Annotated in this window: 24 protein-coding genes; 8 read left to right on the plus strand and 16 right to left on the minus strand. The window is 51.4% G+C overall.

Features of this window, described 5'->3' with window-relative positions; genetic code table 11:
- Positions 1 to 69 precede the first annotated feature (69 nt).
- Together ACMGGR_RS20800 and ACMGGR_RS20805 are read right to left on the minus strand one after the other, a co-directional pair.
- Positions 70 to 582, minus strand: a complete 513-nt coding sequence (locus ACMGGR_RS20800; RefSeq protein ID WP_246760243.1) for an RcnB family protein — start codon at positions 580 to 582, stop codon at positions 70 to 72.
- 132 nt (positions 583 to 714) lie between these two features.
- Positions 715 to 1,185 (minus strand): Lrp/AsnC family transcriptional regulator, encoded by a 471-nt coding sequence (locus ACMGGR_RS20805; protein ID WP_246760244.1) that lies wholly within the window; start codon positions 1,183 to 1,185, stop codon positions 715 to 717.
- 272 nt (positions 1,186 to 1,457) lie between these two features.
- On the opposite strand from ACMGGR_RS20805, the gene ACMGGR_RS20810 reads away from it, so the two are divergent.
- Positions 1,458 to 1,877, plus strand: coding sequence for a DUF2000 domain-containing protein (locus ACMGGR_RS20810; RefSeq protein ID WP_414147766.1), 420 nt, complete (start codon positions 1,458 to 1,460; stop codon positions 1,875 to 1,877).
- Positions 1,878 to 1,993: 116 nt separating this feature from the next.
- On the opposite strand, the gene ACMGGR_RS20815 is transcribed toward ACMGGR_RS20810, so the two are convergent.
- From ACMGGR_RS20815 to ACMGGR_RS20830, 4 genes are all read right to left on the minus strand, one after another.
- Positions 1,994 to 3,223, minus strand: a complete 1,230-nt coding sequence (locus tag ACMGGR_RS20815) for a hypothetical protein (RefSeq protein WP_414147767.1) — start codon at positions 3,221 to 3,223, stop codon at positions 1,994 to 1,996.
- The gene (locus ACMGGR_RS20820; RefSeq protein WP_414147768.1) at positions 3,223 to 5,649 is read right to left on the minus strand and encodes a TcfC E-set like domain-containing protein; all 2,427 of its coding nucleotides are present in this window, start codon (positions 5,647 to 5,649) and stop codon (positions 3,223 to 3,225) included. Before ACMGGR_RS20820 ends, ACMGGR_RS20815 begins: the two co-directional genes overlap by 1 nt.
- A gap of 58 nt (positions 5,650 to 5,707) precedes the next feature.
- Positions 5,708 to 6,235, minus strand: a complete 528-nt coding sequence (locus ACMGGR_RS20825; RefSeq protein ID WP_246760248.1) for a CS1 type fimbrial major subunit — start codon at positions 6,233 to 6,235, stop codon at positions 5,708 to 5,710.
- A 65-nt stretch (positions 6,236 to 6,300) separates the two neighbouring features.
- Positions 6,301 to 7,008 carry a hypothetical protein gene (locus ACMGGR_RS20830; protein WP_414147769.1) on the minus strand — a complete coding sequence of 236 codons (708 nt, stop codon included), beginning with the start codon at positions 7,006 to 7,008 and terminating at the stop codon, positions 6,301 to 6,303.
- An 843-nt stretch (positions 7,009 to 7,851) separates the two neighbouring features.
- Between ACMGGR_RS20830 and ACMGGR_RS20835 the strand changes: the two genes are divergently transcribed.
- Positions 7,852 to 8,394 (plus strand): isochorismatase family protein, encoded by a 543-nt coding sequence (locus ACMGGR_RS20835; protein ID WP_414147770.1) that lies wholly within the window; start codon positions 7,852 to 7,854, stop codon positions 8,392 to 8,394.
- 26 nt (positions 8,395 to 8,420) lie between these two features.
- Entirely contained in the window at positions 8,421 to 9,341 is a 921-nt protein-coding gene (locus ACMGGR_RS20840; RefSeq protein WP_414147771.1) for a GlxA family transcriptional regulator, read from the plus strand.
- Positions 9,342 to 9,454: 113 nt separating this feature from the next.
- On the opposite strand, the gene ACMGGR_RS20845 is transcribed toward ACMGGR_RS20840, so the two are convergent.
- Entirely contained in the window at positions 9,455 to 10,450 is a 996-nt protein-coding gene (locus ACMGGR_RS20845; protein WP_414147772.1) for an acyltransferase, read from the minus strand.
- Between the two features lie 254 nt (positions 10,451 to 10,704).
- Between ACMGGR_RS20845 and glyQ the strand changes: the two genes are divergently transcribed.
- Entirely contained in the window at positions 10,705 to 11,613 is a 909-nt protein-coding gene (glyQ, locus tag ACMGGR_RS20850; protein WP_246760253.1) for a glycine--tRNA ligase subunit alpha, read from the plus strand.
- A gap of 9 nt (positions 11,614 to 11,622) precedes the next feature.
- Positions 11,623 to 13,692, plus strand: a complete 2,070-nt coding sequence (gene glyS / locus ACMGGR_RS20855) for a glycine--tRNA ligase subunit beta (protein ID WP_414147773.1) — start codon at positions 11,623 to 11,625, stop codon at positions 13,690 to 13,692.
- Positions 13,693 to 13,820: 128 nt separating this feature from the next.
- Here the strand turns inward: glyS and ACMGGR_RS20860 are convergent, their stop codons facing one another.
- The 3 genes from ACMGGR_RS20860 to ACMGGR_RS20870 form a co-directional block, all read right to left on the minus strand.
- Positions 13,821 to 14,399: a hypothetical protein gene (locus ACMGGR_RS20860; RefSeq protein ID WP_414147774.1), complete on the minus strand. Its 579-nt coding sequence runs from the start codon at positions 14,397 to 14,399 to the stop codon at positions 13,821 to 13,823.
- Positions 14,400 to 14,672: 273 nt separating this feature from the next.
- Positions 14,673 to 15,719: an NAD(P)-dependent alcohol dehydrogenase gene (locus ACMGGR_RS20865; RefSeq protein ID WP_414147775.1), complete on the minus strand. Its 1,047-nt coding sequence runs from the start codon at positions 15,717 to 15,719 to the stop codon at positions 14,673 to 14,675.
- Positions 15,720 to 15,850: 131 nt separating this feature from the next.
- Positions 15,851 to 16,144 (minus strand): HTH-type transcriptional regulator, encoded by a 294-nt coding sequence (locus ACMGGR_RS20870; protein ID WP_246760257.1) that lies wholly within the window; start codon positions 16,142 to 16,144, stop codon positions 15,851 to 15,853.
- Between the two features lie 131 nt (positions 16,145 to 16,275).
- Here ACMGGR_RS20870 and ACMGGR_RS20875 point away from each other — a divergent pair, with 131 nt between their 5' ends.
- A complete protein-coding gene (locus ACMGGR_RS20875; protein ID WP_246760258.1) occupies positions 16,276 to 16,488 on the plus strand; it encodes a hypothetical protein in 213 nt (70 codons plus the stop codon).
- Positions 16,489 to 16,497: 9 nt separating this feature from the next.
- Here the strand turns inward: ACMGGR_RS20875 and ACMGGR_RS20880 are convergent, their stop codons facing one another.
- The 6 genes from ACMGGR_RS20880 to ACMGGR_RS20905 form a co-directional block, all read right to left on the minus strand.
- Positions 16,498 to 17,268 carry a hypothetical protein gene (locus ACMGGR_RS20880; protein WP_414147776.1) on the minus strand — a complete coding sequence of 257 codons (771 nt, stop codon included), beginning with the start codon at positions 17,266 to 17,268 and terminating at the stop codon, positions 16,498 to 16,500.
- Positions 17,269 to 17,391: 123 nt separating this feature from the next.
- On the minus strand, positions 17,392 to 17,901 hold the full coding sequence (locus tag ACMGGR_RS20885) for a hypothetical protein (protein ID WP_414147777.1): 510 nt from the start codon (positions 17,899 to 17,901) through the stop codon (positions 17,392 to 17,394).
- 53 nt (positions 17,902 to 17,954) lie between these two features.
- Positions 17,955 to 18,167 (minus strand): hypothetical protein, encoded by a 213-nt coding sequence (locus ACMGGR_RS20890; RefSeq protein WP_246760261.1) that lies wholly within the window; start codon positions 18,165 to 18,167, stop codon positions 17,955 to 17,957.
- Positions 18,168 to 18,481: 314 nt separating this feature from the next.
- A complete protein-coding gene (locus ACMGGR_RS20895; RefSeq protein WP_414147778.1) occupies positions 18,482 to 21,067 on the minus strand; it encodes a fimbria/pilus outer membrane usher protein in 2,586 nt (861 codons plus the stop codon).
- A gap of 29 nt (positions 21,068 to 21,096) precedes the next feature.
- Positions 21,097 to 21,795: a fimbria/pilus periplasmic chaperone gene (locus ACMGGR_RS20900; protein WP_414147779.1), complete on the minus strand. Its 699-nt coding sequence runs from the start codon at positions 21,793 to 21,795 to the stop codon at positions 21,097 to 21,099.
- A gap of 53 nt (positions 21,796 to 21,848) precedes the next feature.
- A complete protein-coding gene (locus ACMGGR_RS20905; protein ID WP_246760264.1) occupies positions 21,849 to 22,400 on the minus strand; it encodes a fimbrial protein in 552 nt (183 codons plus the stop codon).
- A 912-nt stretch (positions 22,401 to 23,312) separates the two neighbouring features.
- Here ACMGGR_RS20905 and ACMGGR_RS20910 point away from each other — a divergent pair.
- Both ACMGGR_RS20910 and ACMGGR_RS20915 read left to right on the plus strand, forming a co-directional pair.
- Positions 23,313 to 24,029, plus strand: a complete 717-nt coding sequence (locus ACMGGR_RS20910) for a DUF3053 domain-containing protein (RefSeq protein ID WP_246760265.1) — start codon at positions 23,313 to 23,315, stop codon at positions 24,027 to 24,029.
- A 420-nt stretch (positions 24,030 to 24,449) separates the two neighbouring features.
- On the plus strand, positions 24,450 to 26,375 hold the full coding sequence (locus ACMGGR_RS20915) for a PTS mannitol transporter subunit IICBA (protein ID WP_414147780.1): 1,926 nt from the start codon (positions 24,450 to 24,452) through the stop codon (positions 26,373 to 26,375).
- The last annotated feature ends 89 nt before the right edge of the window (positions 26,376 to 26,464 follow it).

Consider the following 26,464-nt stretch of genomic DNA (forward strand, 5'->3'; position numbering starts at 1 on the left):
AGCCTGTTTACCCGCCGGACTTACCAGAACGCTGCAAGCCCGGCCTGATATTGCCGGGCTTTTTATCGCTTACTGCTTATAGAAAATATCGCCGGACTCGGCCTTAAGGATCTTGCCATCCGCTTTGGAAATCAGCACGTAGTTGCCGCCCATATAGGTCCAGTTGGTACCCTGCTCGGGCGCGGGCAGATTACGGGTTTTCCAGTCGACAATTTCATATTTTTTAGTGCGGTAACGATCCGGCACCACGCTGCCGATGGCAAAGCGCTGGAAATCTGCAAAGAAATACTGAATCTCATAAGGATGAGCCGGATCGCGCTGAGGCGCGGCCGTTTCGCCCGACGGCGTTTGCGCCTGTGAAGGCGTCTGCGCTTCTGGCGCAACCGGAGCCTGTGCTGCCGGACTCTGCGGCGCTGTTGCTGCCGGGTCTTGCGAAGCTGGCGCATCCGTTGCTGGCGCTTGTGCATCCGGCGCGGCGACGGCTGAATCCTGCGCGGCTGGCTGGCTATCTTCGGCGAAAGCCGTTGACACTAACGGCATTGCAGCAAATAAAAGGGCTGAAAACAGAACGTGCTTACTCATGAGTTTCTCCGCTGAGAAAATTGATTATCAGGTGGCACCAGTCAGCGAGGAAGCGCCACTTCGTCACGCGCACATTATCTCTTCTTTCCGGGCAAGGGAAGCAGGAAAGCGGCTCTTCTTTCGCCAGGCTGTTTAAATCGACTTTTTAATCGGCAGGCTTGCCAGCGGCTTGATCTCTTTCAGCACAAACATGCTTTGCATCTCTTTAATACCGGGCAAGCGGCGAACCACCGACATGGCAAAATCGGCGTAGGCGTCAAGATCCTGCGCCACGACCTGCAGTAAGAAATCCGCATCGCCGCCAATGCTATAACAGGAAACCACCTCCTCCAGCGCGGTTACCTCCTCTTCGAACTTGCGTGCTTCGGCCTCGCTGTGGCTGTCGATAACAACCCGCACGAATACCATCACGCCCAGCCCAATCTTTTTGCGGTTCAGTACCGCTCGGTAGCCCTGAATCACATCATCCTCTTCCAGCTTGCGTACTTTACGCCAGCAGGGTGAGGCCGACATACCGCTCTTTTCCGCTAAAACCTGATTAGTGATGCGAGCGTCATCCTGCAACAGCTTCAGGATTTTGATTTCTGCCGCGCCAAGCGTCATAACGAGTCATTCCTTTCTTTTTTCAGCCTTTGTCAGGTTATTTTTTCCTGATACTGCTGGTTAAGCAAGCAATAAAGGCAGCACTTTCCCGCTTTTATCAGGCAAAATAGCTTCACTTAATTAATCACGTTATTTCAAAAGGTTACGCACAGCCTCACCCTCCGTTAAAAGTACGGAAAAACGGGATGCAACAATTTAAAAAGAAATGCCATCACCAGGGAATGCCTTAAAAGTAAATAAAGCGATTACTATCCCCTCAGTAAGGAGTAAAGATGAAATTCGACGCCAGCCAGCATCGCTGCACGATTATTATTGATAAAGATTTGCCAGCCGGACTGGCCATTAACGCCGCCAGCGTTATCGGCATCAGTTTTGGTCGTACCACGGAAAATCTGGTTGGGCCAGACAGGCAAAGTATGGATGCCGTTAACTACCCCGGCGTCATCTATAGTCCCCTGCCTGTCCTGCTGGCCTCTGGCGAATATATTCAGGAATTGCAGCGTATTGCTAAAGAGGAAGCGATTTATGCCATGCCTTTTAGCGCGCTGGCGCAATCCTGTAAAACCTATGATGAATATGGCGCAAGGATTTCTTCTATTAGTAGTGAAAAGATAGAACTGGTCGCAATAGGGCTGATTGGCCCTAAAAAGAGCATAACCAAACTGACCGGTAACCTGGCTCTTTTTAAATAGTTATCCTGTGCCTGCAACGTTCAGCCTGACGTTATATTGCTGAACGCCGCAGGTATGCCAGCACCAACCTTGTAGCCCTCAGCTTTGGCAGCGAAACGGATGCGATCTTGTCTTGATCAGTAGATTTGAGGATCAAAGATTACCGTTACGGCACCTCGATACGTGTCCGGCCGGGTTTTCAGCATGGTATCCACGTCCCGCTGCTCCACCAGAAAATCGATGCTGCCGCTTTTGTTCTCACCATAGGATTTGGTAATAAAAGTGTTTCTGGTTAAATCTCTACCCAACGCAAGCGGCCTTCGGGAGACGGTGGAACCGGTTGTGCTGTCCACGATATTGTCAGGCAGCGTCAGCAGTGTTTGTACCGGCACCAGCTGCGCCGAGTTGTCGCTTTTCAGCGCGCAGTTTGTGCCGCTCTGCTGTTCACACGCCAGATAAACGGTAAAAGCTCCGGAGCTGGAAAGAGTAAAATTGCTGCGGCCGGTTAGCTGCGGCGTGATGCGGGTAACCATCCAGCGCTCCCAGTTTGCTTTCCCCTCTTCCTCCGTACAGGTTCTTCCCTGTGCACAGGGTTCAAGGGTGACCTTCTGAGCTTCTGCGGTGGTGGTTAATTTCAGTTCATGGTTAACAGAAAGGGTGAAATTGATCGTAAGCTGGCTATCTGACGCCTGATAGTTATCGCCAAAGTCAAAATCGCCACCGGGACCAACGGTTAAATGCAGCGCACCTTTATAAATACCAGAACTCATCCGAAGTGGATCTGGCGATACCAGCTCATATGCCACGCTCATATTAAAAAAGCTTGAGGGTTCAGTTCTGTCTATAGTGCTTATTTTATAGCATGCACCGCTGTCAGAAGTAACTGACCATAAAAAGTGATACCAATTCCCTACCCCCCAACTTGCCCCACTATATTTACAAGGTAGATTAGGAAACATAAAGCTAGAATTTACCCAGTCATATTGGCCGATGTTATTAGTATAACGAGAACTAAATCCACTCACACGAAAGGAAACTTTCGCAATATCACCAGCCTCATTTGTTACATTTAATGTTACGAGTTTATTTGGAAAGGCGAAATAGGGATTATTTCTTGGAGTATCATTTGCTTTTATTGGATTTATTATAGCCAGGGTTAAAGGTAATGCAATGCTGAAAACATTGCTCGAACATGAGTCTGGCCATGTCGCACAATACCCACTCTGTGGCGTAGTGTTGATAAACTGATTATGCTCCGGTTGACTCATGGATGGCGTAAAAGCGGCAGTGATTTCCATGGTCGCCGCATTAGCAGCCAGCCCTAAGATAAGTAATCCTGCCCCCGCCAGAGCCGATAGCATCTTCATTATTTGTCTGCTCCCGTATTTACTGTCCGGCAGCGGACAGCATTAATAAACTGCACTTTTTTGGCGCGATCGAGACCTGACGGCAGCGTGCAGGTCAGCGCTGGCTGGCCAGGTTCCGCCCTGACCGTCAGCACGCTGTTTGCCACGCCGGAATCCAGCGTCAGCACCCCTTCGGCATTAATCACGCCGCTGGAAACATCACTGCTGACAAAACGATTTTTCAGCACGTTACCCTGTTCATCGTGCAGCATGCCGACCAGCGTAAAGGTTTTTACCGCCTTCACTTTTATGTACTGCACGCTGCCCCGGTTCATCTGCACGCTCTGGTTCTGTGGAAAGAGCTGTACGCTTTCACCGCCGCGTGCCGCGAACTGAATGTTGTTCTGTTTCCACAGCCCGGTTGGCACGATATTGCGTCCTGCCGACAGCCGCGTTTCCGCCATCGTGCCGGAAGCGATAACACCGGTATCGTCATCCGCGTCCACGTCGACAATCAGCGCCGACTCCATGCTGCGACTGTTGCTGTTTACCGACGCCACTTTGCCGCCGCCCACCACCAGCACCTGGCTCAGGTTTCCACCCAGCGTAGTCGTATCGCCCTGCGTATTGTGCTGCGCATACGCATCGCCGCTGGCATAAGGCGTGTCCACCGAAGCGTTGCTGCTGATAACCGTGTTATGCGGGCTATAAGAAACGCCGCCGCCAAGCGTGCGGATAACGCTCCCTTCGCCCGGCTGCCACTGATAGTTCAGGCTGGAGTATCCCTGATTTTGGTTGATGCCGGTTTCGGCTGAAACAAGATGGCGGGCTGCCGGGGCCAGCGACACGCTGACGCCAAAGGAGACGCCACGGTCTCGGCTATTATTGTTAAAGCCGGGCCGGTCATAAGCGCTGAACCGGAAGTTCATATCGCGTCCTGACAGGTTCGCCAGCGTGGTGACCGATGCGTCGGTGCCAAAGCCTTGCCGCCAGGCGGTATCCATATACTGGCCGTTCAGCATCAGCTGCGTAGAGTGAGGCAGGCGCAGCGACAGCGAGGTGCCCCAGGTATCGCCCTGCTGACGAGACGTGGTGCGCTGACTGGACAGGCCGTGACCATATACGTCAGTGGTGGTGGAACGCCAGAACAGACTGGCCGAGCCGCCGCCGGGAATGTTGCGGTAGTAGCGGATGTCGGTGTCCTGGTTTGTGCGGTATTCCGAATTGCCCAGCGTGTACTGGGCAAACAGCGAATCATCTGGCGAAAGCGTAACGTTGGCACGGGTTCTGAGCCGATGCTCTTTCTCCGTCGCCGCGCCGCTAAAACCTAATACGGCGCGCGGATGCACCAGAATATCCACGCCGCCGCCCGCCGCAAAAGGGTTATCCTCACGCACGCGGCCATCACCGGAGGCCAGCGTTCTGCGCTGTCCGCTCCAGAGATTCATGCGCCAGCGCCTGTCCGGATTGGCCCAGCCCTGCGGCTTGTAAATCTGCGCCTGCTGCGTGTCCACCACCTGGCCATTTTCGATAATTTTTATCGTAATATCGTAAATGCCGCCGGGCAGCTGGCGAGTGTTCAGCGCCTGGACACCGGCCTGCAGCTGCTGGGTATGGATAAGCCTGCCGTCGCGCCAGACCTCGGCAATGGACTGATTGCGCCCGGTCACGTAAACCGGCCAGGCGCTGACGCTCTCCGTGCTGGCCAGCAGCGCGTCGGAGGTGGCCCACATGGCCCCCGCCACCGTGTCAAAGCCAAACCCGGCCGTCTGTACGTTGCCGGTATCGCCGTCGGGCGTAAAAAACCCCAACCGCAAAAAACTGCCCTGTAGCTCTTTCTGTGAGTAAAGCTCATACAGGCTCGAACTGCTGTAACGGTAGCGCCCATCCGTGCCGGACGACTGAAAAGACACCTTCTGGCTCCATCCTGCAAAAGATGAAGTCAGGGAAGAGTTAATGCCCCAGCTGCGCATTGTGCCGCTGTTGGTAGCAGACACGTCGTTATACATAATTACGCCGCCGGGCGTTTCAGGTAGCGAGAGAAACGCGCTTTGCGATCGGCTTGTTTCATACTGTGAGGTGTATAGCTTTAATATCGAGTTATCCAGTCGGTATTCCACTGCCATCAAGCCGGACGGGCAAGCTGCTGTGCATTTTCCGACGGTGACACCCTGTTGCAGAATGCCGAACCATAGCGCCCTGACGGCCGGGTCTACCTCCTGCGCATCGCTAACGGTACGCAACAGTCGGATATCGCCGTTCTCCTTCAGGGAAACTGCCGCGTCAAATAGCGGCATGTCGTTCAGATATACCTGAACCATCACTTCAGAGTCATAAAAATAACGCCTGAAATCTTCAGGTAGCCCCCGCGTGTTGACCGCCAGTGACATATCGGCTGCCGACGCAAACAGAGGAGCCATAGCAAGAACAAGCAGAGTTTTTTTCATTAATAAAGCCGCCGCATCCTGCGGCGGCCTCCAGTCAGTTAGCATCAGGACAATGCGGTTACGGCGCAGGGGTGTCGACCACCGGTTCAAAAATCATCGCTACGCTACCGGTAAAGTATCCGTTTACCTCCAGCGCTGTATCGGCAGCCTGAGTAATGCGCAGAGCCGTACGGCCTCCGGCTTTCGCAGCCTCTGCAGCTACTACCGGAACTGCCGTTTTTGTAATGGCGATATTATTAAACGTTACGGCCAGGGGGATGACAGCGGTGCCGTTAGAGAGCTGCGGCTTACCGTCACTGTTCAGGTTACCCGTTAGCTTGGCCTGAATTGCACCGGCAGTATTTTTATACTGGAACTGTTTTTCAAACGGCTGCAGTTTGCTGCTGGCGATGTCGTATCCCATGGTTTGGGTCTGATCAATCCAGCCCGTATCGACTGGAAGAACCTGGAAGTTGTCTGAAGGTACCGTCGCGGTCAGGTTGATGGTATAGCTCTGGCTTTCCGCCGCATGGGCAACGGATGCACCCAGGGCTGCACAGGACAGCAGCGCTACGGCCAGCGTGTTTTTAAATGTTTTCTTTTTCATAACTTGTTCCTTAAGGTTTCAATCTTCCCCAACTATGCGCATTGCCACGCATGGCTCATGTGACGTTAAAACGTTAACGTCCGTTTATTATTTCCCTCAATCAGAGTGAAATTCGTTTTATAACCGATTTTTTTATCAAGGCTGACACTTCTTCCCGGCAAGATAAATTCACGCGTAACGGGGCTACAGTCCGTGTCGATTGATTTACAATGGCGGATATCTTCCAGAGAAATAGTCGTATCGCCGTTATTTTTTACGGTCAACACACCTGCTGAACTGTTATCCATTACGGTTTTAAAAGTGGGGCTATCCGGTTGAACAATCACCACTGTGCCATAGCCTGTCAGCACGTTTAATCCGGCATGCAGACTATTTTTACGATATTCATCTATCGCCTGCTTATTCAGGCCAAAGCTATCATCCACTTCAGGCATAACAGGCGTAAACCTGACGCGAAAATAACGTTCCTTTTCTCGCTCCCCGGGCCACATAATACGTACAGACTGAAAACCAGCGGGCGGAATAATCAGGCGCAGCGGCGTAACTATCAGCCGATTTTTTTCAAGCTGGTTATTAATAGTTTCTTTTTGTGGCGTTTCCTGCGCCTCTTTTTTACCGGGATGAATCTCCAGCAGCTCCACGCGTATAAATGCCGTAGAGTCACCAGTATTGTAAATCCGCTTGGTTATGCTCTGCATTCCGGGCGTCAGCACATCGTACATGCTGCCAATACCGATAACCGGCGTGGCTGGTACCACTGGAGAGAAGGTCAAAAGAGACGCTCCTGCAATCAATAAAAATCTTTTAAACAGATTCATCATATTTTATTCCAGGCTCGTATTCAGGACAATAAAGAAGCCAGCTTGTAAAAATAGTGATATATAATTATCAATCCTGAAAGATTCGTTAACTTAAAAACACACCCTACGTTTACTATGTCACCCACTGATTTATACGGATTACTCCGCCGGGATAGGTTTAATCTGAAAACATTATTTGAAAATATCCATCGCTCGTCAATAGCGGACACAAACCCTATTAACAGCAATATTGGCTATAGGAAAAAACTTAATCTCCTGGTTAAGGCTATCGACTATTTTCATAAAAACGAGATAACTCCAAGTTTTCAAAAGGAAAAACAATCCTGGTATACGGCAATGAGAAAATTGAAATGAAAAAATTCAATAAATCATTAACAGAATCAACAGAGGGGATTTAAAAAATAAAAGGCAGACTCGTTTAGGTTACGTTTTTACAGGAGACAATCCTGAGACCTTTAAATTACAAATAATTAATTATTAATACTTGCGCAATTTCGGTAAATGTACGCATTCATCACTACCTGTTGTGATTTTTTTAAAAAAAATAAACCGCAATAATAAACCCATATCTTTATATCTACTTTCTATTGTAATTTATTCTTCCTGAGGAACCGGCAAGATGTTGTCTTTTCCTTATCTAAAGCAGGCCGCTGCTAATATCTGCTAAAAGAACCGGCGCCTCCGCCAGCACTACAGGTTGTCCTGACACAACGTCATCCTGTCCGTTTTTGGCCTTACGCCAGCCTGCACTCCGCGTCATGATTGTGTTCCCGCTATCCCCTGCCGGAGTTGAAAATGACCAGTACCGCCCTTTTAGTAATTGACGCTCAGCAATCCTTCTATCATCGTGGCTATCAGGAAACGGCGGAAACACCTGCCTTTGAGCAGCAGATCCGCAAGCTGATTGCGGGCTGCCAGCGCCGGAAAATTCCAGTTATAGATGTGTTTCATCTCGAAGAGGACGGGCCGTTTTCGCTGGCTTCAGGTTTGGTAAAGCGCCTGCCCTTCCTCGATCATCACCCTACGCTAAGGGTACAAAAGAAAGTGCACAACGCGCTGACCGATTCCGGGCTGGCGGCATGGTTGCAGGAACATCAGATAAAAAACCTGATCGTTAGCGGATTACGTACCGAGCAGTGTTGTGAAACAACGGCACGTGTTGCCTCCGATCTGGGCTATCACGTCACCTTTGTAACCGAAGCGACGCTGACCTTTCCGATTACGCATAATGGCATCACGCTTGGTATTGCAGATTTACGCCATCGCACCGAAAGCGTGCTGATAAACCGCTTTGCCACTATTGCTACCGTTGAGCAGTGCTTACACGCCCTGGCATAAGGCTATTGCTAAAAAGGATCGAAAACATGGCTATTCCCGTTTGGTTTTTGACGCTGCCGGGCGTCATGACGCTCGATATGACCGGCCCGGCAGAAACGCTACAGCTGGCCGGTGACGCGTTCGAACTGCGCTACATCGGGCCAGAGGAGAGCGTGATGACCTCAACCAGAATGACCGTCAGCCAGCTTGAGCCATTGCCGGAAAGCTTACCGGAAGGAAGCTTGCTGATTATTCCGGGCATGGCGGATTCCAGCGTCGATTTCGATACGCCAGCCAGCGTCAAAGCACGTAACTGGCTGACGCGCATGCAGCCAATAATCCATGCCGGACGGATTACGCTGGTTTGCATCTGTTCAGGATCTATCCTGGCGGCGCGCAGCGGTCTGCTTTATAACGTGCAGTGCACCACGCATCATGAAGTGATCGAGCGGCTAAGAAGCGCCGAACCGACCGCCATCGTGAAGGAAAATCGCATTTTTGTGGAAGATAACGGCATCTGGACCAGCGCAGGTATTACTGCGGGAATCGATCTGGCGCTGCATCTTATCCAGCGTCTTTGCGGTTCGCAGGCTGCCCTTAACGTAGCGCGCGAAATGGTTGTCTGGTTTCGCCGTTCGGATGACGATCCACAGCTTTCGCCGTGGTTGCGCCATCGCAATCATATTAATCCAGCCATCCACCGCACCCAGGATTTGCTGATTGCCCAGCCGGAGCGCGTTTGGCCGCTGGAAGAGATCGCCAACCGCGTTCACGTCAGCGCACGCCATCTGACGCGCCTGTTCAGACAACATTTAGGCATAAGCGTGCGGGAATATCATGAGCAACTAAAACTGGCGATGGCGAAGCAGCGGCTGCAGCAGGGCGAAGGCACAGAGAAAGCGGCCCTGGCGGCAGGATTTACCTCATCGCGTCAGTTAAGGCGTGCCATTCAGCGCTGGGCGAACTAGCACGGCCTTCTTTATGTGGCGCGGCCCTGTCTGCATACGGCGTTTCAACAGGGAGTTGCGCTATATTTTTTCGCCGCGTTGACCGGATGACGGCAGGGCAGTCACCCTTCCCGCTAACTCACAAAGTGGCGCTTATCAAGCTTGCGTAATCCCATCGCCAGCAGCAGACTGCCCAGCAGCGTGCTGGCAAAGACCAGCGGGATATCCAACAGCGGATGACTGGTATGGTCAAAATGATGGGTACGGATAAAGTGAATGAACAGCGCGTGAAAACCGTAAATTGGCAGCGAATAACGCGAGATAGTGCCCAGAACCGGTAAAATTCGCTCATTTAAGGTGTTTTTAAACAGCACCAGCAAACTCACCGCGGCGATAAAGACCACCGGGCCGCAATAGAGATACCAGGTATCGGCAAACGCGCCGTTAATCGCCGTCTGCTGTTTAGTGCCCATCGCAATCCCCGCCACGCAGGCAATAAAAATCACGCCAGCAGCCCAGCTAACACCGCGACCACGGGTATCCATGGTGCCAATCGCCCTGCCAAACAGCGCATACAGCACGTAATAGAAGCTGTCGCCGTTGATATAGAGATTGAGCGGCAGCCAGTGAAAATTGCCGATGGATTGATCGACCGTATTAGGATTGGCCAGCACCGCCAGTATAAGCGTCACCACGGCAAGGTAGCCCGCACGCACGTTTTTTACCTGAATCAGGGGTGAAAGCAGATAAACAGCGATAATGGCGAAGAAGAACCACAAATGATAGAAAACGGGCTTTTGCAAAAGCATGCGAACAGAAATGCCCTGGCTGATTGGCGTTAGCCAGGTGATATAAAGCAGCGCTACCGCGCTGTAGAACACCAGGCAAAGGACAATACGCAGAAAATGGCGGCCCTGAGCGCTGCGTTCGCCAAAAAACAGATAGCCTGAAATCATAAAAAAGACAGGTACGCAGACGCGCGAGGCGGAATTCAGCAGATTAGAAAGATCCCATGTATGTTCTCCCACTACCGGCGCGTTGGTGATGTACCAGGTCGTGGTGTGGATCATGATTACCATCAGGCAGGCCACCGCGCGCAGGTTATCTATCCAGGCAATCTTCTGCTTCATTTTGTTCCTCGTTTCGCATTAATGCGTATCAGAGGGTAGCCGGACGGTGCATATTCAACAACTTGCGGCAGATGAATTCAGACCAGGCCGTAAAAAAACGGATAGAAAAACATCAGGCCTTCTGATTTTTTTGCGGTTTTCCCTTTCCGGCGTCATCTTTCTTCGCCATCACGTCAGGCACTTTTACTGACTAACCGACGGTCAAAGGGTATACTGACGCCCACTTTTAAAACCGTCTCGCGTGCGAAAACAACATGCAAAAGTTTGATACCAAGACATTTCAGGGTCTGATCCTGACCTTACAGGATTACTGGGCACGCCAGGGCTGCACTATTGTGCAACCGCTGGATATGGAAGTCGGCGCGGGTACCTCTCACCCGATGACCTGCCTGCGCGCGCTGGGGCCAGAGCCGATTGCCGCCGCCTACGTGCAGCCTTCACGTCGTCCTACCGATGGCCGCTACGGCGAAAACCCAAACCGCCTGCAGCACTATTATCAGTTCCAGGTGATTATCAAGCCTTCACCGGACAATATTCAGGAGCTCTATCTCGGCTCGCTGAAAGAGCTGGGGATGGATCCGACCATCCATGACATTCGCTTTGTGGAAGATAACTGGGAAAACCCAACGCTGGGCGCGTGGGGCCTGGGCTGGGAAGTCTGGCTGAACGGCATGGAAGTGACGCAGTTCACCTATTTCCAGCAGGTTGGCGGCCTGGAGTGTAAGCCGGTCACTGGCGAAATCACCTACGGCCTGGAGCGCCTGGCGATGTACATCCAGGGCGTGGATAGCGTTTACGATCTGGTCTGGAGCGACGGCCCGCTGGGCAAAACGACCTACGGCGACGTGTTCCACCAGAACGAAGTAGAGCAGTCCACCTATAACTTCGAATATGCCGACGTTGATTTCCTGTTCACCTGCTTCGAGCAGTACGAGAAAGAGGCGCAAAGCCTGCTGGCGCTGGAAAAACCGCTGCCGCTGCCGGCCTATGAACGCATTCTGAAAGCGGGCCACACGTTTAACCTGCTGGACGCGCGTAAGGCCATCTCCGTGACCGAACGCCAGCGCTATATTCTGCGTATTCGCACCCTGACCAAAGCCGTGGCTGAAGCGTACTATGCGTCTCGTGAGGCGCTGGGCTTCCCGATGTGCAATAAAAAATAAGAGGCAGCCATGACTGAAAAAACGTTTCTGGTGGAGATCGGCACCGAAGAGCTGCCGCCGAAGGCGCTGCGTAATCTCGCCGAATCTTTTGCCGCCAATTTGACCGCCGAGCTGGATGCCGCAGGCTTAACGCACGGCGAAGTAAACTGGTATGCCGCGCCGCGCCGTCTGGCGGTAAAGGTTGCCAGCCTGAGCGCCGCGCAACCCGACCGCGAAGTTGAAAAGCGCGGCCCGGCTATTGCCGCCGCGTTTGATGCCAACGGCATCGCCACTAAAGCCGCAGAAGGCTGGGCACGCGGCTGTGGCATTACGGTAGATCAGGCCGAGCGCCTTAGCACTGACAAAGGTGAATGGCTGCTGTATCGCGCACACGTGAAAGGCGAAAGCGCGCAGTCGCTGCTGCCAAACATGGTCGCTACCTCGCTGGCGAAGCTGCCGATCCCTAAGCTGATGCGCTGGGGCGATTCCGACGTGCAGTTTGTCCGTCCGGTGCATACCGTTACGCTGCTGCTGGGCGAAGAGAGCATTCCGGCCACTATTCTGGGCGTTGATTCTGCACGCACCATCCGCGGCCACCGCTTTATGGGCGAGCCGGAATTCACTATCGACAACGCCGATAGCTATCCGCAGATCCTGCTGGAGCGCGGCAAAGTTCAGGCTGATTTCGAAGCGCGTAAAGCGCAGATCAAAGCCGATGCCGAAGCCGCCGCGCGCAAAATTGGCGGCCACGCCGATCTGAGCGACAGCCTGCTGGAAGAGGTAACCTCACTGGTTGAATGGCCGGTGGTGCTGACCGCGAAGTTTGAAGAAAAATTCCTGGCCGTGCCTGCCGAAGCGCTGGTTTACACCATGAAGGGCGACCAGAAGTACTTCCCGGTCTACGATGACGCGGGCAAGCTGCTGCCAAACTTTATCTTTGTGACCAATATTGAATCGAAAGATCCTGCGCAGATTATTGCCGGTAACGAAAAAGTGGTGCGTCCACGCCTGGCCGATGCGGAGTTCTTCTTTAATACCGACCGCAAAAAGCGTCTGGAAGATAATCTGCCGCGTCTGGAAACGGTACTGTTCCAGAAAGAGCTGGGCACGCTGCGCGACAAAACCGATCGTATTCAGGCGCTGGCGGGATGGATTGCCGGGCAGATCGGGGCTGATGTCAATCACGCCACTCGCGCTGGCCTGCTGTCCAAGTGCGATCTGATGACCAACATGGTGTTTGAGTTTACCGACACGCAAGGCGTGATGGGCATGCACTATGCGCGTCATGACGGCGAAGCGGAAGACGTGGCGGTAGCGCTGAACGAGCAGTATCAGCCGCGTTTTGCGGGTGACGATCTGCCGTCCAGCCCGGTTGCCTGCGCGCTGGCGATTGCCGATAAGATGGATACGCTGGCGGGCATTTTCGGCATTGGCCAGCATCCAAAAGGCGATAAAGATCCGTTTGCGCTGCGTCGTGCCGCGCTGGGCGTGCTGCGCATCATCGTTGAAAAAAACCTGCCGCTGGATCTGCAAACGCTGACCGAAGAAGCGGTGCGCCTGTATGGCAGCAAACTGAGCAACGCGAAAGTGGTTGATGACGTGATCGACTTTATGCTGGGCCGTTTCCGTACCTGGTATCAGGAAGAAGGTCACAGCGTTGACACTATTCAGGCCGTGCTGGCCCGTCGTCCTACTCGTCCGGCAGACTTTAACGCGCGCATGAAGGCCGTTTCCCACTTCCGTACTCTGGAAGAGGCGGCGGCGCTGGCCGCGGCTAACAAACGCGTTTCAAATATTCTGGCGAAATCGAGCGAGCCGCTGAACGACAACGTGCAGGCTGCACTGCTGAAGGAAAACGAAGAGATCCAGCTGGCGACCTACGTTTCTGCCTTAAGCAGCAAGCTGGCGCCTTATTTTGCCGAAGGCCGCTACCAGGATGCGCTGATCGAGCTGGCGCAGCTGCGTACCGCCGTGGATAACTTCTTTGAGAAGGTAATGGTAAACGCAGAAGAGAGCGAGGTGCGGATTAATCGCCTGACGCTGCTGACCAAACTGCGCGAGCTGTTCCTGCAGGTTGCGGATATTTCGCTGCTGCAATAAGTCACACCATGCCCGCCTTTATGGCGGGTTTAGCGGGGAATAATAGATCCAACTAAGTCTGTTATTCCCCGCACCTGACTATGGCTTAATTAATATATACTTTTTTATCCGGCCAAAGCGGGCTGGCGTTAATAATGAACAGGGCCGGTTACAAATGTTCTAATGGGATTATTTCTGACAGGAAATTGCTCGTTTCTCGTTACTGCAATCGCCCATATCCTTTTGACAGGAAAAACGTTTTTTAAAAAACTGATAAGTTCACCTATCCCTTTTTCAAAAACCCAGGCGCCAAAAGCGGGATTGAAACAGACCCAGAACTCTCTTTTCACCAGAACAATCCCATGTCCGGTTCCATCAAGCAGGCTCATATTAACAAGGTAAACACCGGGGTGTAAATCCAGCAATTTTTCCCAGTGTGGGGTCACTCTGCTTAATCTGGCATTTAAACCGTCTTCCGGCATTATACTTTGCCAGCGTTTAATTCTGTCATACTGGTAATCATACATGTACTTTAACTGTCTTGCTATAAACTTTGCCGATCCAGAATAATAAATAACATATTCAAGAGGCACCAGTGGACGGTGGAATCCTGATAGCTCATTATAACAAAATTCTATTGATGCAGCACTACATACGCCGAGAGAAGCTTCAGTTCCATGAAGCTGAGATATTAATACTCTACGATTTATCTCAAATAACTTTATCATAAAGATCCTTTTCAGAAAGAAGATAATAAGTTCGGATAAAATATTAATTGAATTAAACGGCCTCAAAGAGAAAAGAAGACTCATGCGCAGAATAATTTAACCCTTCGTGCAATGCAATATCTTCTCTATTAAGTATGACTGCAATACACGCTACCAGGTTTATTAACTTATAAAAAAATAGCGGCATCGCTACCGCTATTTAGATTAACAAACATAGTAGTGCGGGCTGGTACAGAATGGTGCTATTTATGCCTCTACCAGCCGTTACATATTTTAACTTTCGGCTTTCATATCAATGACGAAACGATACTTCACGTCACCTTTCAACATCCGCTCAAACGCCGCTTCAACGTCATGCAGACGAATCACCTCTACATCCGACACGATATTGTGCTCGCCGCAGAAATCGAGCATCTGCTGCGTTTCCTGAATACTACCAATCGACGTTCCGGAAATGCTCAGGCGCTTAAATACCACTGGCGTCACGTTTGGTGACTTGTGCGGCGCATCGGGAATACCAACCAGCACCAGATGGCCGTTGGTTTTCAGCGTATTAAGGTACGGATCGAGATCGTGCGGCGCGGCTACGCAGTCGAGAATAAAGTCCAGGCTGTTGGCTTCTGCCGCCATTTGATCGGTATCTTTAGAGATCACTACCTTACTGGCACCCAGGCGCAGCGCATCTTCACCTTTCGCAGGCGAGGTGGTAAACAGCACCACTTCCGCACCCAGCGCGCGGGCAAGTTTTACCGCCATGTGGCCCAGGCCGCCCAGACCAATAACGCCTACGCGCTGACCCGGCTGGATGTTCCAGTGCTTTAGCGGTGACCAGGTTGTGACGCCCGCGCACAACAGCGGTGCGACCGCGCTTAACTCCAGGTTTTCCGGTACGTTAACCACAAACTTGCTGTCGACAACGATGCTTTCGGAATAGCCGCCGAAGGTTTTGCCGCCGATAACTTTCTCTTCGCCGTTGTAGGTAGCGGTAAAGCCCGCTTCGCAATACTGTTCTTCGCCCTGGCTGCACTGCGAACAGTGGCCGCAGGAGTCAACCATCACGCCAACGCCAACCAGATCGCCTGTTTTAAACGCGGTGACATCGCTGCCGGTGCTAATGACACGGCCGACAATTTCATGGCCCGGCACCAGCGGAAAAGTACTGACGCCCCATTCGTTGCGTGCCATGTGCAGATCGGAATGGCATACGCCGCAGTAATGAATATCAATGTGTACATCGCCAGACTGTAGTTCGCGGCGCTGGAATTCGAAGGGTTCGAGAGAAGTGGTGGCAGATTTTGCTGCCAGGCCTTTAACCTGCATGTGGCTGTCCCCTGTTGGGCAAAGCGGCCCAGGATAAAGAAATGTGCAGGCGTTGGCAAGGCGGAATTGCAGTGATGAAGAGAACCAGTCGTGCTAATCATAAAACCCGCCGGGCGGCGGGTTTTTTCTGACTATCCCAGCAGCTCACGGCTGAGACAAGGATTAGACTGAATCAGTAGCATTAATTTTTGAGCACTGCGCGAAGGTTTGCTGCGCTTCGCTTCCCAGCTCTTAACCGATGAAACGCTGACGCCCATTGCCAGGGCAAATTCGTCTACTTCCATGCCGGTAATTTCCCTGATGCGTTTTGGTTCGGGCATGGATACTTCACCCTTTAATGCGGGAGCGGCCTGGATAACTTCACGCGTAAGCACGATGTGCTCAAGACTGGACAACAACTCACTCATTGGGTCTTTTACTTCCATAGAGCACTCCTCATAAAAATCACTAATGTGAACAACCAGAGGGAGGATCTGAGACCCAGATCCCGAATGCTGGCGAACAACAGCCTGAGAAGCTCAGTGAGACCGCGCAGGAAAACGCCAGGATTTTTAGTATGGGCGCAAAAGCAGAAATTTGCGCTCAAATTTTTGACTATTTTTTGCACCTGCTTGCTGAAAAAATATACGGGGAGAAGAGGCGCGTCAGGCCAGGCCAGACGCGGCCTGAAGTGGTAGCGATTACAGCGTGGATCTGGCAAGAACAAGGGCAAAAGCCGGTGGCGGAAAACCGGCTGGCAGAAAATTTTTGGCAAGCGTTAAACCAGTAGTAAAAAGCTTTACAGCAGATTAAGCGTGACCGTTATCGCAGTAGTTTTGGTTCCGGTAGTGGGTGCTGTGCCATACAACCTGATATCGATAACCTGACGCTGTTCCACTGCAAAAGGTTCGCCGCTGGCAATCAGGTCGGCGCCGTAATTATAAGAGAGTCGCATATAGACATCGTCGCCCAGAAGAAAATCATTGAGAAGATGCGGGCCTGAAAAAGTCAGAGTAAATTTAGAATTGCCTGCTGCGATGACAGTTATCTTGTGGTCGACGTCCACACCTTTTTTTATCTGATCGGCAGTAAAGTTTCCTAAATCTATATTATTAGGTAAACTTACAGAACAGACTTTCGCTGCCGGGGCAGTTATAGTTGTGGATTGGCCATTTTCCCACGATTCGGAAACATGCTTTGCAGAAAACGTTACCGACCTTGAATCTGCTGAACTATTTTTCATAATTAAAGTGACGCTGACATCTGCATCTAAATAAGCATGCTCATAATTATAACTATAATCTCTCAAGTCACATATTGCAGCGTGCGTTATATGTTCTCCGGTTTTATTATTTGTTATGGAAAAAGTGAAGTCACCAGAGGAATCAATACTTTGGCAACGGTAATTTATAAAACTATTAGCGATGGGATTAAAATCAGATTTTTTTACTCTAAGCGTTCCTTGCTGTTCTGAAGGATTAACAGCTGAGATAATGTCAGCTAAAGAGTAACTGGTCGGCAACAGGATAACCGCGGTAAAAAATAAAAATTTCCCTGTGAAATTTCGCACTTTCACTCCTGATAAAAGAGCCAGTGATAAAAAGGGCAGCTATCGCTAAATTTTTTGCGGATAAGCGCCCTTTACATCGTTAAAAACGCCCGTGCAATGGCCAAAATTTATCACCGCGCAGCATTACAAAGGCGCGATAGTTACCGTCATAGATCCGCTATAATCGCCCGCCGTCGGGGCTTTTGACCCACGTGCCGGGACAACTTTAATCGTCTCGGAGGTAACGGTCGTTTCTCTTTCCAGCGTCGTTCCTGCCGCAGCCAGGTTTATTTTGGCTGAGCCGCTATACAGGCAAAATGCCAGCTCTTCGCTGCTGGCGGCCAGACAGCCATTGCTGGTTTTCGCGGGGGTAAGGGTCAAAGAATATTTACTTGCCCCGGCGCAGGATGTCTTGATAGCAAAAGTTTTATCGTATCCGCTAATTTCTTCATTTGCACTTTTTTCGTTAAATGCCGTAGCCGGAATATTACCTAATGCGATCAATGGATCTACGGATATATCGCACACTGCCTTGATAGTGGCAGTAATGTTAACTTGCTGCTCCGCCGCTGCGTTTTTAATACCCATACCAGGCAATGCCGCCAATAAAAGCGCAGCTACGCCAGCAGACAGAGAATTCTTTTTTGTTTTCACAGGACACCTTTAATTATGATTAATAATCCGTTGATAGAAAAGTCAGGGACAGGCTATAAAGGAGAAATGGTCACCGTCATTGTCCCGGTTCCCTTGCCTGCCGCCAGTGAAGAAAGACGCATCGGTGTCGCCTTAATAGTGATGCTGCTTCCCTCTGCTTTTACTACTCTTTCCGTCGAGCTGGCCAGGTTAATCCGGCGATCTTCATTGCCCACTACGTCAAGACAAAAGGCGACATTCCCCCCTGACAGGCAACCGTAGTTCACTACCGCCCCGTTAAACGTCAGGTTATAACTGTTTGTGCCAGTGCATGACGTCGATATCGTGAAAGTTTTGCTGTATGCCGGCAGTTCATCCCTGACGGCCAGTGCTGAAAGAGCACTATAGGGTATTTCACCTAAATCGACGTTTCCCGGCGCAGAGATTGAACATACCGCCGTTACCGTTGCGGAAAAATTTATTGTTGTTGACGAAGCTGCATCAGAAGCGCCGGGTAAACAGGCAAGCATACTGGCTCCTGTCAGCAATATTTTTCTGTATGAAAATATCATTTCTTTCCTTTTAACTTTAAGTCACCGTATTAACGGCATTCTGCCTCATGCCGCACCAGTACACTTTTGCTTTCCTTATCGGTAACCCTGTAGACCGCCGTACAGTGCTGCGCCTGGCCTGTCCCCCAGCGCGCTTCCAGCTTGCCTTCGGCTTGCAGGCCGGAAAGAAATACCTGGCCCTCGTCACCGACAATGCTGCTGTTTTCACCTGTGCTGACAGTGGTACCAAACGGTAGCGGTTTTCCTTTATATGTCAGCGTCATCAGCACGCGCAGTCCGCTGTGGGTAACGAAATCGGCCCGGCTTATCGCTCCGCGCGTCGGCACCACGCGTCTGACCGCGTTTTCAATCTCCGTTCTGTCATCCAGCCGGCTGGTATCCAGCGCGACGCGGTTTTCACGATAGCTGATGGCAAAAGGCCGAATCGTATAGCCGCGCCAGTCAGTGGCGATCCCCGTACCGTTCTCCAGCGGAATACCTGCCGCGCCGGGTGCGGCTACCAATACGCTGGTGTCACCCAGCGGCTGCCCCAGCGTCAGCCCGTCGCGATGTAATAGCGCGCCGCCTGATATTCCATAGCTGGTTTGCTGATGGTTATTGCTGTAGCTGTAACCCAGGTTGGCGTTGCCGTAGGTTCCCTGATAACCCAGGCTCGCATTGCCGCTACTGCCGCCGGAACGGGAATAGCCCTGCATCACGTTCCAGTTCAAATTATGCTGTGCCAGCAGAGTGCCGCTCAGCCCGGCCTGCTGCATCACGTCGCCCTGATTGTTCTGGCTGAGGGTTGCCGTGGCAAAAACGTTTTGGTCTCTGCTTTCAGATAACGGCACGGATAAGCTTATAAACAGCGATTTATCAGTACGCGCCAGCCCGGCCGTGCGATTCTGGCTTAGCGACAGGCTGTAGCTAACCGACCGCCACGAACTGCTAAAGCCAGCCTGTAGCGATTCGCTGATGCCGCGACGATTCCAGAAAGTCTCGCGGCTGCCGGTCAGATAAAGCGACCCAACATCGCCGAGACGTTGTGAAACGTTAGCCTGTAGCTTTTGTCTTTTATTGTCATAGAGGTTGTAGTAATCCGTTACCGGACGCGGAACTCTGCGCCCTTCGGCATCGACCGTATCTGACTCATAACGCCAGCCGCTCATGCCCTTAAGCGCCGTTTCATCCAGCGTATAGAATCCCTGCGTGGAATAACGCCAGCCGGTCAGCTGAAAGGTGGTGCCGAAATCATTCAGCGAGCGGCCATATAAAAAGCGCAGCGACTGGCCTTCATGGCGGCTTTCATCCGCCAGTTTGCTGTTGGCATGCGTTACGTCCGCTGAGAAAGCCCCCCATCCGCCCAGGTTAATCCCGAATCCCAGCGTACTCGCCTGATAGTTGTCGGCGTATTGCATGCCACCATAGGCGGTCAGGCCATGCGGTAAACCCCAGACCAGCGTGGACTGGACGAAAGAAGGGTCGCTATAGCGCTCGCTGTTATGGCGCAGCTTTCCGGCGGTGATGGCATATTTGATGCGGCCCTCGCGCAGCAGCAGCGGCACAGAGGAATAAGGAACGGTAAACGTCCGCACCGTGCCGTCGGCTTCCGTTACGGTGACTTCCAGATCGCCGCTGTCATACATGGGGAACAGATCGTCAATAACAAAATTACCCGGAGCAACGTTCAGCCGATAAACTTCATAGCCGTTTTGCCGGATGCTAATCTGCGCGTTTGACATGGCGGTGCCGCGAATAACAGGCGCAAAGCCGCGCTGGCTGTCGGGAAGCATGCTGTCATCGGTCATTAACCGCACGCCACGAAACCCCACTGAATCAAAAATGTCGCCGTCGGTCGTTGCTTCGCCCAGCGTCAGGCGACTACGCCACGGAACAATGGCTCTTTCCAGCCAGGTACTGCCATGCTGCCAGTACCGATGACGATACTGCCTGTTGCGGTATTCGTTCCAGGTACGATCGTCGCGTAGCCGCCACGGGCCCAGGTTAAAACCACTGGTCAGCCGCAAAAAATGGCTGCTGCTGTTGCCATAGCGACTCCGGTTTTCGCTACCGCTAAAACTATAGTTGAGTAGTCCGGCCGTAATGCCGTCGTCCCAACGTTCTGGCGCAATCCAGCCGCGCGGCCGGTTAAGCAGAAAAGCCTGCGGGATGCTGAGCATCAGCCGCATCTTTTCAAAATCGAAGCGTGTTGTAGCCTGCGGAATAAAATGTTCCAGCGGCTGGCAGCCCTCGTCTTCATCCACGCCTGCTTTATTTATTACTTCAGGCCGAACGCCCAGCTTCAGTAACCCTTTTTTTGTCAGGCACGCCATCAGACCGCTACTGTCCGCTTTATAGAGATCGCCATCCTTTATTGGCAAAGCAAACCGCACGTTCCTTGTATCTACCTGATTTTCATTTAAAAAGAGTTCAACCTGATAGGTTCCCGGAAGCTGGCCACCTTTTGCGAACTGCGTAAGGTCGGCGACGTTCTGGCTATCTTCAGCAATCAACGAGGGCGGAAACCAGAATTCCGGCTGTTCAGCCGTCGCGTTTTTTATGCCCAGCAAGACCATTAGCGCCAGAAAAGGACAGCGATAAATAAACTGAGAAAATAAACTCCTTTTTATTATCATTCCGCAGCTTTCCTTAAAATACGCTTTGCTTACTGCATTACGCCTTTTTGTGCGGGTGTCACACCACCAAAATCATTAACGGTACTGAAATAAACATCTCCACGGCTTCCTGGCGGTAATGGAACAGAATCGCTGGCCATCGGCGCAACCATAATGTCCTTTAACTCTTTATTGCCTGCTTTTAAATTAGTTACCGTCAGGTAATAGGGCGTTGGATTATATATTTCCAGTTTCTCGCCAGCTCTTTTAAAACGCAACGCTGAAGGCGCGTCATCCGATGAGGGCTTTAACCCTGCCGGGCGAACAAAGAGTTTAATACGGGTAACAGCGGCAAGGATCAGCGTGTTTTTCCCTTCCAGCGCCGCTTTATCTACTGAAGGAATGGCCTTTGTATTAAGAAAATAGAGGCTCTCCCTGTCGCGTGGCAGCTCGCTGCCGCTGTAGATTACGCGCAGGATATTTTCGCTGCCTGGCCTGCTGGTATATAAAGGCGGTGTAATAACAAAGTCTTTTGTTTTGCTGCCATCTTTATTTTCAACCCAGGACTGCACCAGGAAATTCCCTTTCTCTGATGTATTTCTCACCGAAACGCTGCTCTGTTTCGCATCCTGAGGATAAATAACTCTGGTAGTGTTAAGCGTAATTCCGCCAGAAGCGGATGCGCAAAATGGCAGAAGCGTCATCAGGCAGAGAATGACGCCACCCGCTTTACGAGAAAACTTTTTCATTATTATTCACCGGATTTATTGCGGTGCCACAGAAGATGGCACCTTTTTTCACACTATAAATAGGTTACGGTAAAGTTCGCGGTGGCATTAGCTGCACCTGGCGTTACTTTACTGTTCAGAGCAATATATTGTGCCTGGAATGCCAGTGTGTTGTCGCCTACGTTTAAATTAAAGGCAGAGGAGGCGGTAGTTCCGTCTACCTTCAGCGCCTTGTCATTTTGCAGGATTTGAATGCCCACCCCGGTTGCGCCGCCGTTTACTGCCAGTGCTTCACTGTTTCCGCCAACCGTCGCGCCATTAAAGGTGATGGACGCTTTCGAGTAGGTTTCCGTAGCGCAGTTGTCCAGTTTGATATTGAACAGGCGAGCCGCAGAGACATCGCCAGCGGCCTTGAAATCCGCCACGCGATACTGGCCCAACTCAACGCTATGACCTCCGGCACCGATATTAATGGCACAAGGCGCATTAACAATAGAACCGGAGAACTGAACTGTACCGCCGTTAACCGTGACGGGAACAACATCGTCGGTGTCTTCTGCAAATACAGAATGTGAAGCAATGAGGGTCAAAGGTAACAAAGCAGCAATAATGTTTTTTTTCATCATGAAAGTATAACTCCTGGTTAAATTATAAATATTATTCAGCTACCGAGAGCACGCTCCTTTTCGGCAAGCTCTTTATACTTATATTTCCAGAAAATGCAAACAAGCGTATAAGGGTCAATTTGCGTTGACGGACAGTTAAAAATTATTATTTTCCCGTAAATGAATATCTCGCCCGATCATTGCCATAACAGGAGAGCAACGACATATATTTAGCATCAAGGGTTTATCTGATTTACAAAACGTCTGGGAGAGCGAAAATGAACAGGAGAAAAATAAATAACTAACACCTCTTAAACAAGGCGCATACCCTGCAATAAGAAATATCTGTAGCATGTTTAGCTGATGTTTAACGATTGCAAATAAAACCTCTCGGTAAAGCTTTTTTTTCACCTCGTTTTTATGAATGTTCAAATCAATACCTTTTAATATTTCCGATTATAACCACAATGGGCGCAACCAACGACAAGGCTTTTTCCTGTTTTTATCAACCTACGGTTGAAGCAGGAAAATAAAGATGCAGGGTGTTATTTCTTTCTGTAAAACGCCATTTAATTTCCACTTCAATAAACTAAATTTTAAAATAAACCTGGCCAGATAGTAATTTGAGTATCGAAATCTTTTTTCATTAACTTACTTTTGAATTATCCCCTTTTACAACAGGCAGGCTGCCATTATCGCTACGGAGGCTGGTGATAAAATGCAGGCGCAGCGAGCTGATGTTTTTCACAAAGGCCTCCTCGCCGCAGCCGTTCAGCACCGGCCTGATAAATGGTTTTAACCAAAAAGGTGAAATTTCTTCACGCTAAAGACGCGCTTTACCGTATCCTCACCTGGCGAGTTGAACTATTCTTCAAAGGCGACCCGTGTCGCCCTTATTGCTTGTAAGCCTTTCTATTACAGGAGTTACTTCTGATGACGACAGGAATTATCCGCGGCTGGATGCGGCTGCTGTCCCCTTTTATCGCACTGTTGCTGGTATTCCAGTTAACGGGTTGTGGCGATAAAGAAGCGGACCAGCGCAAAGCCTTTATCGACTTTTTGCAGAATACGGCGATGCGCAGCGGCGAGCATCTTCCCGCGCTCAGCGAAGATCAAAAGCAGCGTTTTGGCAATTATGCCAGCGATTACGCGATTGTTTACGGTTTCTCCCGGCAGGTTAACCAGGCGGTAGACAGCGGTATGAAGCCGGTCGTGGACGAGCTGGCGGCTATCCGTACCCCGCAGGATTATCTGACGCGCCGCGATTCTCTCCGTCAGGCCAGCGGTTCGCTGAACGTGCTGGCCCAGCAAATTCAAACGGCGAAAACGCAGGCGGACAGCAGCAAAGCCGGACTGAAGCAGCCGTCCGAACTGAAAACGGTTTACGATAATCTTTATAATAAAGTCGTGACGCAGCCAGCTAATTCGCTGCTGCCGCTGCTGCCTTCTTTACAGAAGCTAAGCCAGGATGCGGTGCAAACGGGTGACTTCCTGCAACAGCAAGGTTCACAGGTGACCTTTAACGGCCAGACGGTTCAGTTCCCCAGCCAGCAACAGGCAACGCAATACAATACGCTGATGAGCAATATCTCTGCCAATGTTCAGGCGTTAAACCAGGCGCAAAGCGCGCTACGTGGTGGCTTCCAGTAATCACACTCTCTATTGTTATGCAGTGACTTTAAGGCGGGCCGCTTTTTCTTCCGGCCCGCTTTTCACAGCAACCTCAGGTTTTAGCGCGTAAATGACTAAATAAGCGCGGGCCGAAAATAAATTGTGATTACTGTCACGCATTGAGCATAAAGTTCGCTGAACAAAGCGTGATATCAATCACATACCACCCTACCTTTTGCGCATTTATTGAGCGCACCAGCACCGCTTTCCGGCTTTAATGTGATCTTGATCACTTAAATAAACCCCTGATGCGTACGCATCTCGTGACATGGATCACACTTATTGCCGTGACTACGCAGCGTCATATTCGCGTGCTAGAGTCCGCCTGCACAGGGCAACGTTTTAAACAAAATTCAGCGCGCTCTCTTGTCGGCGCGTACCAATAAGGGGTGTGCTTTTATGTCCTCATCAGATATCAAGATCAAGGTACAAAACTTTGGTCGCTTTCTGAGCAACATGGTAATGCCAAATATCGGGGCTTTTATCGCCTGGGGTATTATCACGGCGCTGTTTATTCCAACCGGCTGGCTGCCAAACGAAACGATGGCCAAACTGGTTGGCCCAATGATTACCTATCTGCTGCCGTTACTGATCGGCTATACGGGCGGACGCCTGGTTGGCGGCGATCGCGGTGGCGTGGTGGGTGCAATTACCACGATGGGCGTAATCGTCGGCGCGGATATGCCGATGTTTCTTGGCTCAATGATTGCTGGTCCATTAGGCGGCTGGGCAATCAAGAAATTTGACCAGGCTATCGACGGTAAAATCAAAAGCGGCTTTGAGATGCTGGTTAACAACTTCTCTGCCGGTATTATCGGTATGCTGCTGGCGATTCTGGCTTTCCTGGCCATCGGGCCGCTGGTAGAAGGTCTGTCGCATATTCTGGCCGCTGGCGTCAACCTGATGGTACAGCACAACCTGCTGCCGCTGACCTCCATCTTTGTTGAACCGGCAAAAATCCTGTTCCTGAATAACGCCATCAACCACGGCATCTTCTCGCCACTGGGTATTCAGCAGGCCAGCGAAGCCGGTAAATCAATTTTCTTCCTGATTGAAGCTAACCCCGGCCCGGGTATGGGCGTGCTGATGGCTTACATGTTCTTTGGCCGCGGCAATGCTAAACAGTCCGCTGGCGGCGCAGCCATCATCCACTTCCTGGGCGGGATTCACGAAATCTACTTCCCTTATGTGCTGATGAATCCACGTCTGATTATCGCCGTCATTCTGGGCGGTATGACCGGCGTCTTTACCCTGACGCTGCTGAACGGCGGTCTGGTTTCTCCGGCCTCGCCTGGTTCGATTCTGGCCGTGCTGGCTATGACGCCAAAAGGTACCTACTTCGCCAATATTGCCGCCATCGTGGCTGCTTTTGCGGTTTCCTTCGTGGTTTCCGCTGTGCTGCTGAAAACCAGCAAAGCGAAAGAAGAAGATGATATCGAGGCAGCAGCGCGCCGCGTGAGCGAGATGAAAGCGCAGTCTAAAGGCCAGACCGTTGCCGGTGCTACCAGCGGCGCGAACGGCGACCTGAGCCACGTACGTAAGATCATCGTTGCCTGCGATGCCGGCATGGGCTCCAGTGCGATGGGCGCGGGCGTGCTGCGTAAAAAGGTCAATGACGCTGGCCTGAGCATGATTTCCGTTACCAATACCGCGATTAACAACCTGCCGGGCGATGTGGATCTGGTGATTACCCACCGCGATCTGACCGAACGCGCGATGCGCCAGGCACCGCATGCTCAGCATATTTCCCTGACCAATTTCCTGGACAGCGGCCTTTATACCGACCTGACTTCGCGCCTGGTCGAGGCAAACCGCAGCGCGGGCCATCGTGAAAAAGTGACGGCAGCGCTGAGCGACAGCTATGACGATGGTCAACAGCACCTGTTTAAGCTGGGCGCGGGCAACATTTTCCTTGGCAACCGCGCCGACAACAAAGAGCAGGCAATCCGCTTTGCCGGTGAGCAACTGGTGAAAGGCGGCTACGTGGAGCCGGAATATGTTGAAGCGATGCTGGATCGTGAAAAGCTGACGCCAACCTATCTGGGCGAATCTATTGCCGTACCGCACGGCACCATTGAAGCGAAAGATCGCGTGCTGAAAACCGGTATCGTGTTCTGTCAGTATCCGCAAGGCGTGCGCTTTGGTGAAGAAGATGACGAAATCGCTAAGCTGGTGATTGGTATTGCGGCGCGCAATAATGAGCATATCCAGGTGATTACCAGCCTGACCAATGCGCTGGATGACGACAGCGTCATCGCACGGCTCGCGACGACCAGCAGCGTGCAGGAAGTGCTGGATCTGCTTTCAGGTAAACAGCCAGCGTAGTTCGCAACGGTTAACAAAATACCCCAGGGCCGGGCATGCCCGGCTCTTTTTCGGGTCGGACTGTCCGGCCTTTCATCAATATGGGAAAA

It is taken from the genome of Erwinia sp. BNK-24-b (assembly GCF_047456155.1).
Taxonomy (GTDB): domain Bacteria; phylum Pseudomonadota; class Gammaproteobacteria; order Enterobacterales; family Enterobacteriaceae; genus Erwinia; species Erwinia phyllosphaerae.

What these genes read in the sequence shown, in the direction of transcription:
- ACMGGR_RS20800 (WP_246760243.1), bottom strand. Translation starts at nt 582, where the DNA reads ATGAGTAAGCACGTTCTGTTTTCAGCCCTTTTATTTGCTGCAATGCCG.
- ACMGGR_RS20805 (WP_246760244.1), bottom strand. Translation starts at nt 1,185, where the DNA reads ATGACGCTTGGCGCGGCAGAAATCAAAATCCTGAAGCTGTTGCAGGAT.
- ACMGGR_RS20810 (WP_414147766.1), top strand. Translation starts at nt 1,458, where the DNA reads ATGAAATTCGACGCCAGCCAGCATCGCTGCACGATTATTATTGATAAA.
- ACMGGR_RS20815 (WP_414147767.1), bottom strand. Translation starts at nt 3,223, where the DNA reads ATGAAGATGCTATCGGCTCTGGCGGGGGCAGGATTACTTATCTTAGGG.
- ACMGGR_RS20820 (WP_414147768.1), bottom strand. Translation starts at nt 5,649, where the DNA reads ATGAAAAAAACTCTGCTTGTTCTTGCTATGGCTCCTCTGTTTGCGTCG.
- ACMGGR_RS20825 (WP_246760248.1), bottom strand. Translation starts at nt 6,235, where the DNA reads ATGAAAAAGAAAACATTTAAAAACACGCTGGCCGTAGCGCTGCTGTCC.
- ACMGGR_RS20835 (WP_414147770.1), top strand. Translation starts at nt 7,852, where the DNA reads ATGACCAGTACCGCCCTTTTAGTAATTGACGCTCAGCAATCCTTCTAT.
- ACMGGR_RS20840 (WP_414147771.1), top strand. Translation starts at nt 8,421, where the DNA reads ATGGCTATTCCCGTTTGGTTTTTGACGCTGCCGGGCGTCATGACGCTC.
- ACMGGR_RS20845 (WP_414147772.1), bottom strand. Translation starts at nt 10,450, where the DNA reads ATGAAGCAGAAGATTGCCTGGATAGATAACCTGCGCGCGGTGGCCTGC.
- glyQ (WP_246760253.1), top strand. Translation starts at nt 10,705, where the DNA reads ATGCAAAAGTTTGATACCAAGACATTTCAGGGTCTGATCCTGACCTTA.
- glyS (WP_414147773.1), top strand. Translation starts at nt 11,623, where the DNA reads ATGACTGAAAAAACGTTTCTGGTGGAGATCGGCACCGAAGAGCTGCCG.
- ACMGGR_RS20860 (WP_414147774.1), bottom strand. Translation starts at nt 14,399, where the DNA reads ATGATAAAGTTATTTGAGATAAATCGTAGAGTATTAATATCTCAGCTT.
- ACMGGR_RS20865 (WP_414147775.1), bottom strand. Translation starts at nt 15,719, where the DNA reads ATGCAGGTTAAAGGCCTGGCAGCAAAATCTGCCACCACTTCTCTCGAA.
- ACMGGR_RS20870 (WP_246760257.1), bottom strand. Translation starts at nt 16,144, where the DNA reads ATGGAAGTAAAAGACCCAATGAGTGAGTTGTTGTCCAGTCTTGAGCAC.
- ACMGGR_RS20875 (WP_246760258.1), top strand. Translation starts at nt 16,276, where the DNA reads ATGGGCGCAAAAGCAGAAATTTGCGCTCAAATTTTTGACTATTTTTTG.
- ACMGGR_RS20895 (WP_414147778.1), bottom strand. Translation starts at nt 21,067, where the DNA reads ATGATAATAAAAAGGAGTTTATTTTCTCAGTTTATTTATCGCTGTCCT.
- ACMGGR_RS20900 (WP_414147779.1), bottom strand. Translation starts at nt 21,795, where the DNA reads ATGAAAAAGTTTTCTCGTAAAGCGGGTGGCGTCATTCTCTGCCTGATG.
- ACMGGR_RS20905 (WP_246760264.1), bottom strand. Translation starts at nt 22,400, where the DNA reads ATGATGAAAAAAAACATTATTGCTGCTTTGTTACCTTTGACCCTCATT.
- ACMGGR_RS20910 (WP_246760265.1), top strand. Translation starts at nt 23,313, where the DNA reads ATGACGACAGGAATTATCCGCGGCTGGATGCGGCTGCTGTCCCCTTTT.
- ACMGGR_RS20915 (WP_414147780.1), top strand. Translation starts at nt 24,450, where the DNA reads ATGTCCTCATCAGATATCAAGATCAAGGTACAAAACTTTGGTCGCTTT.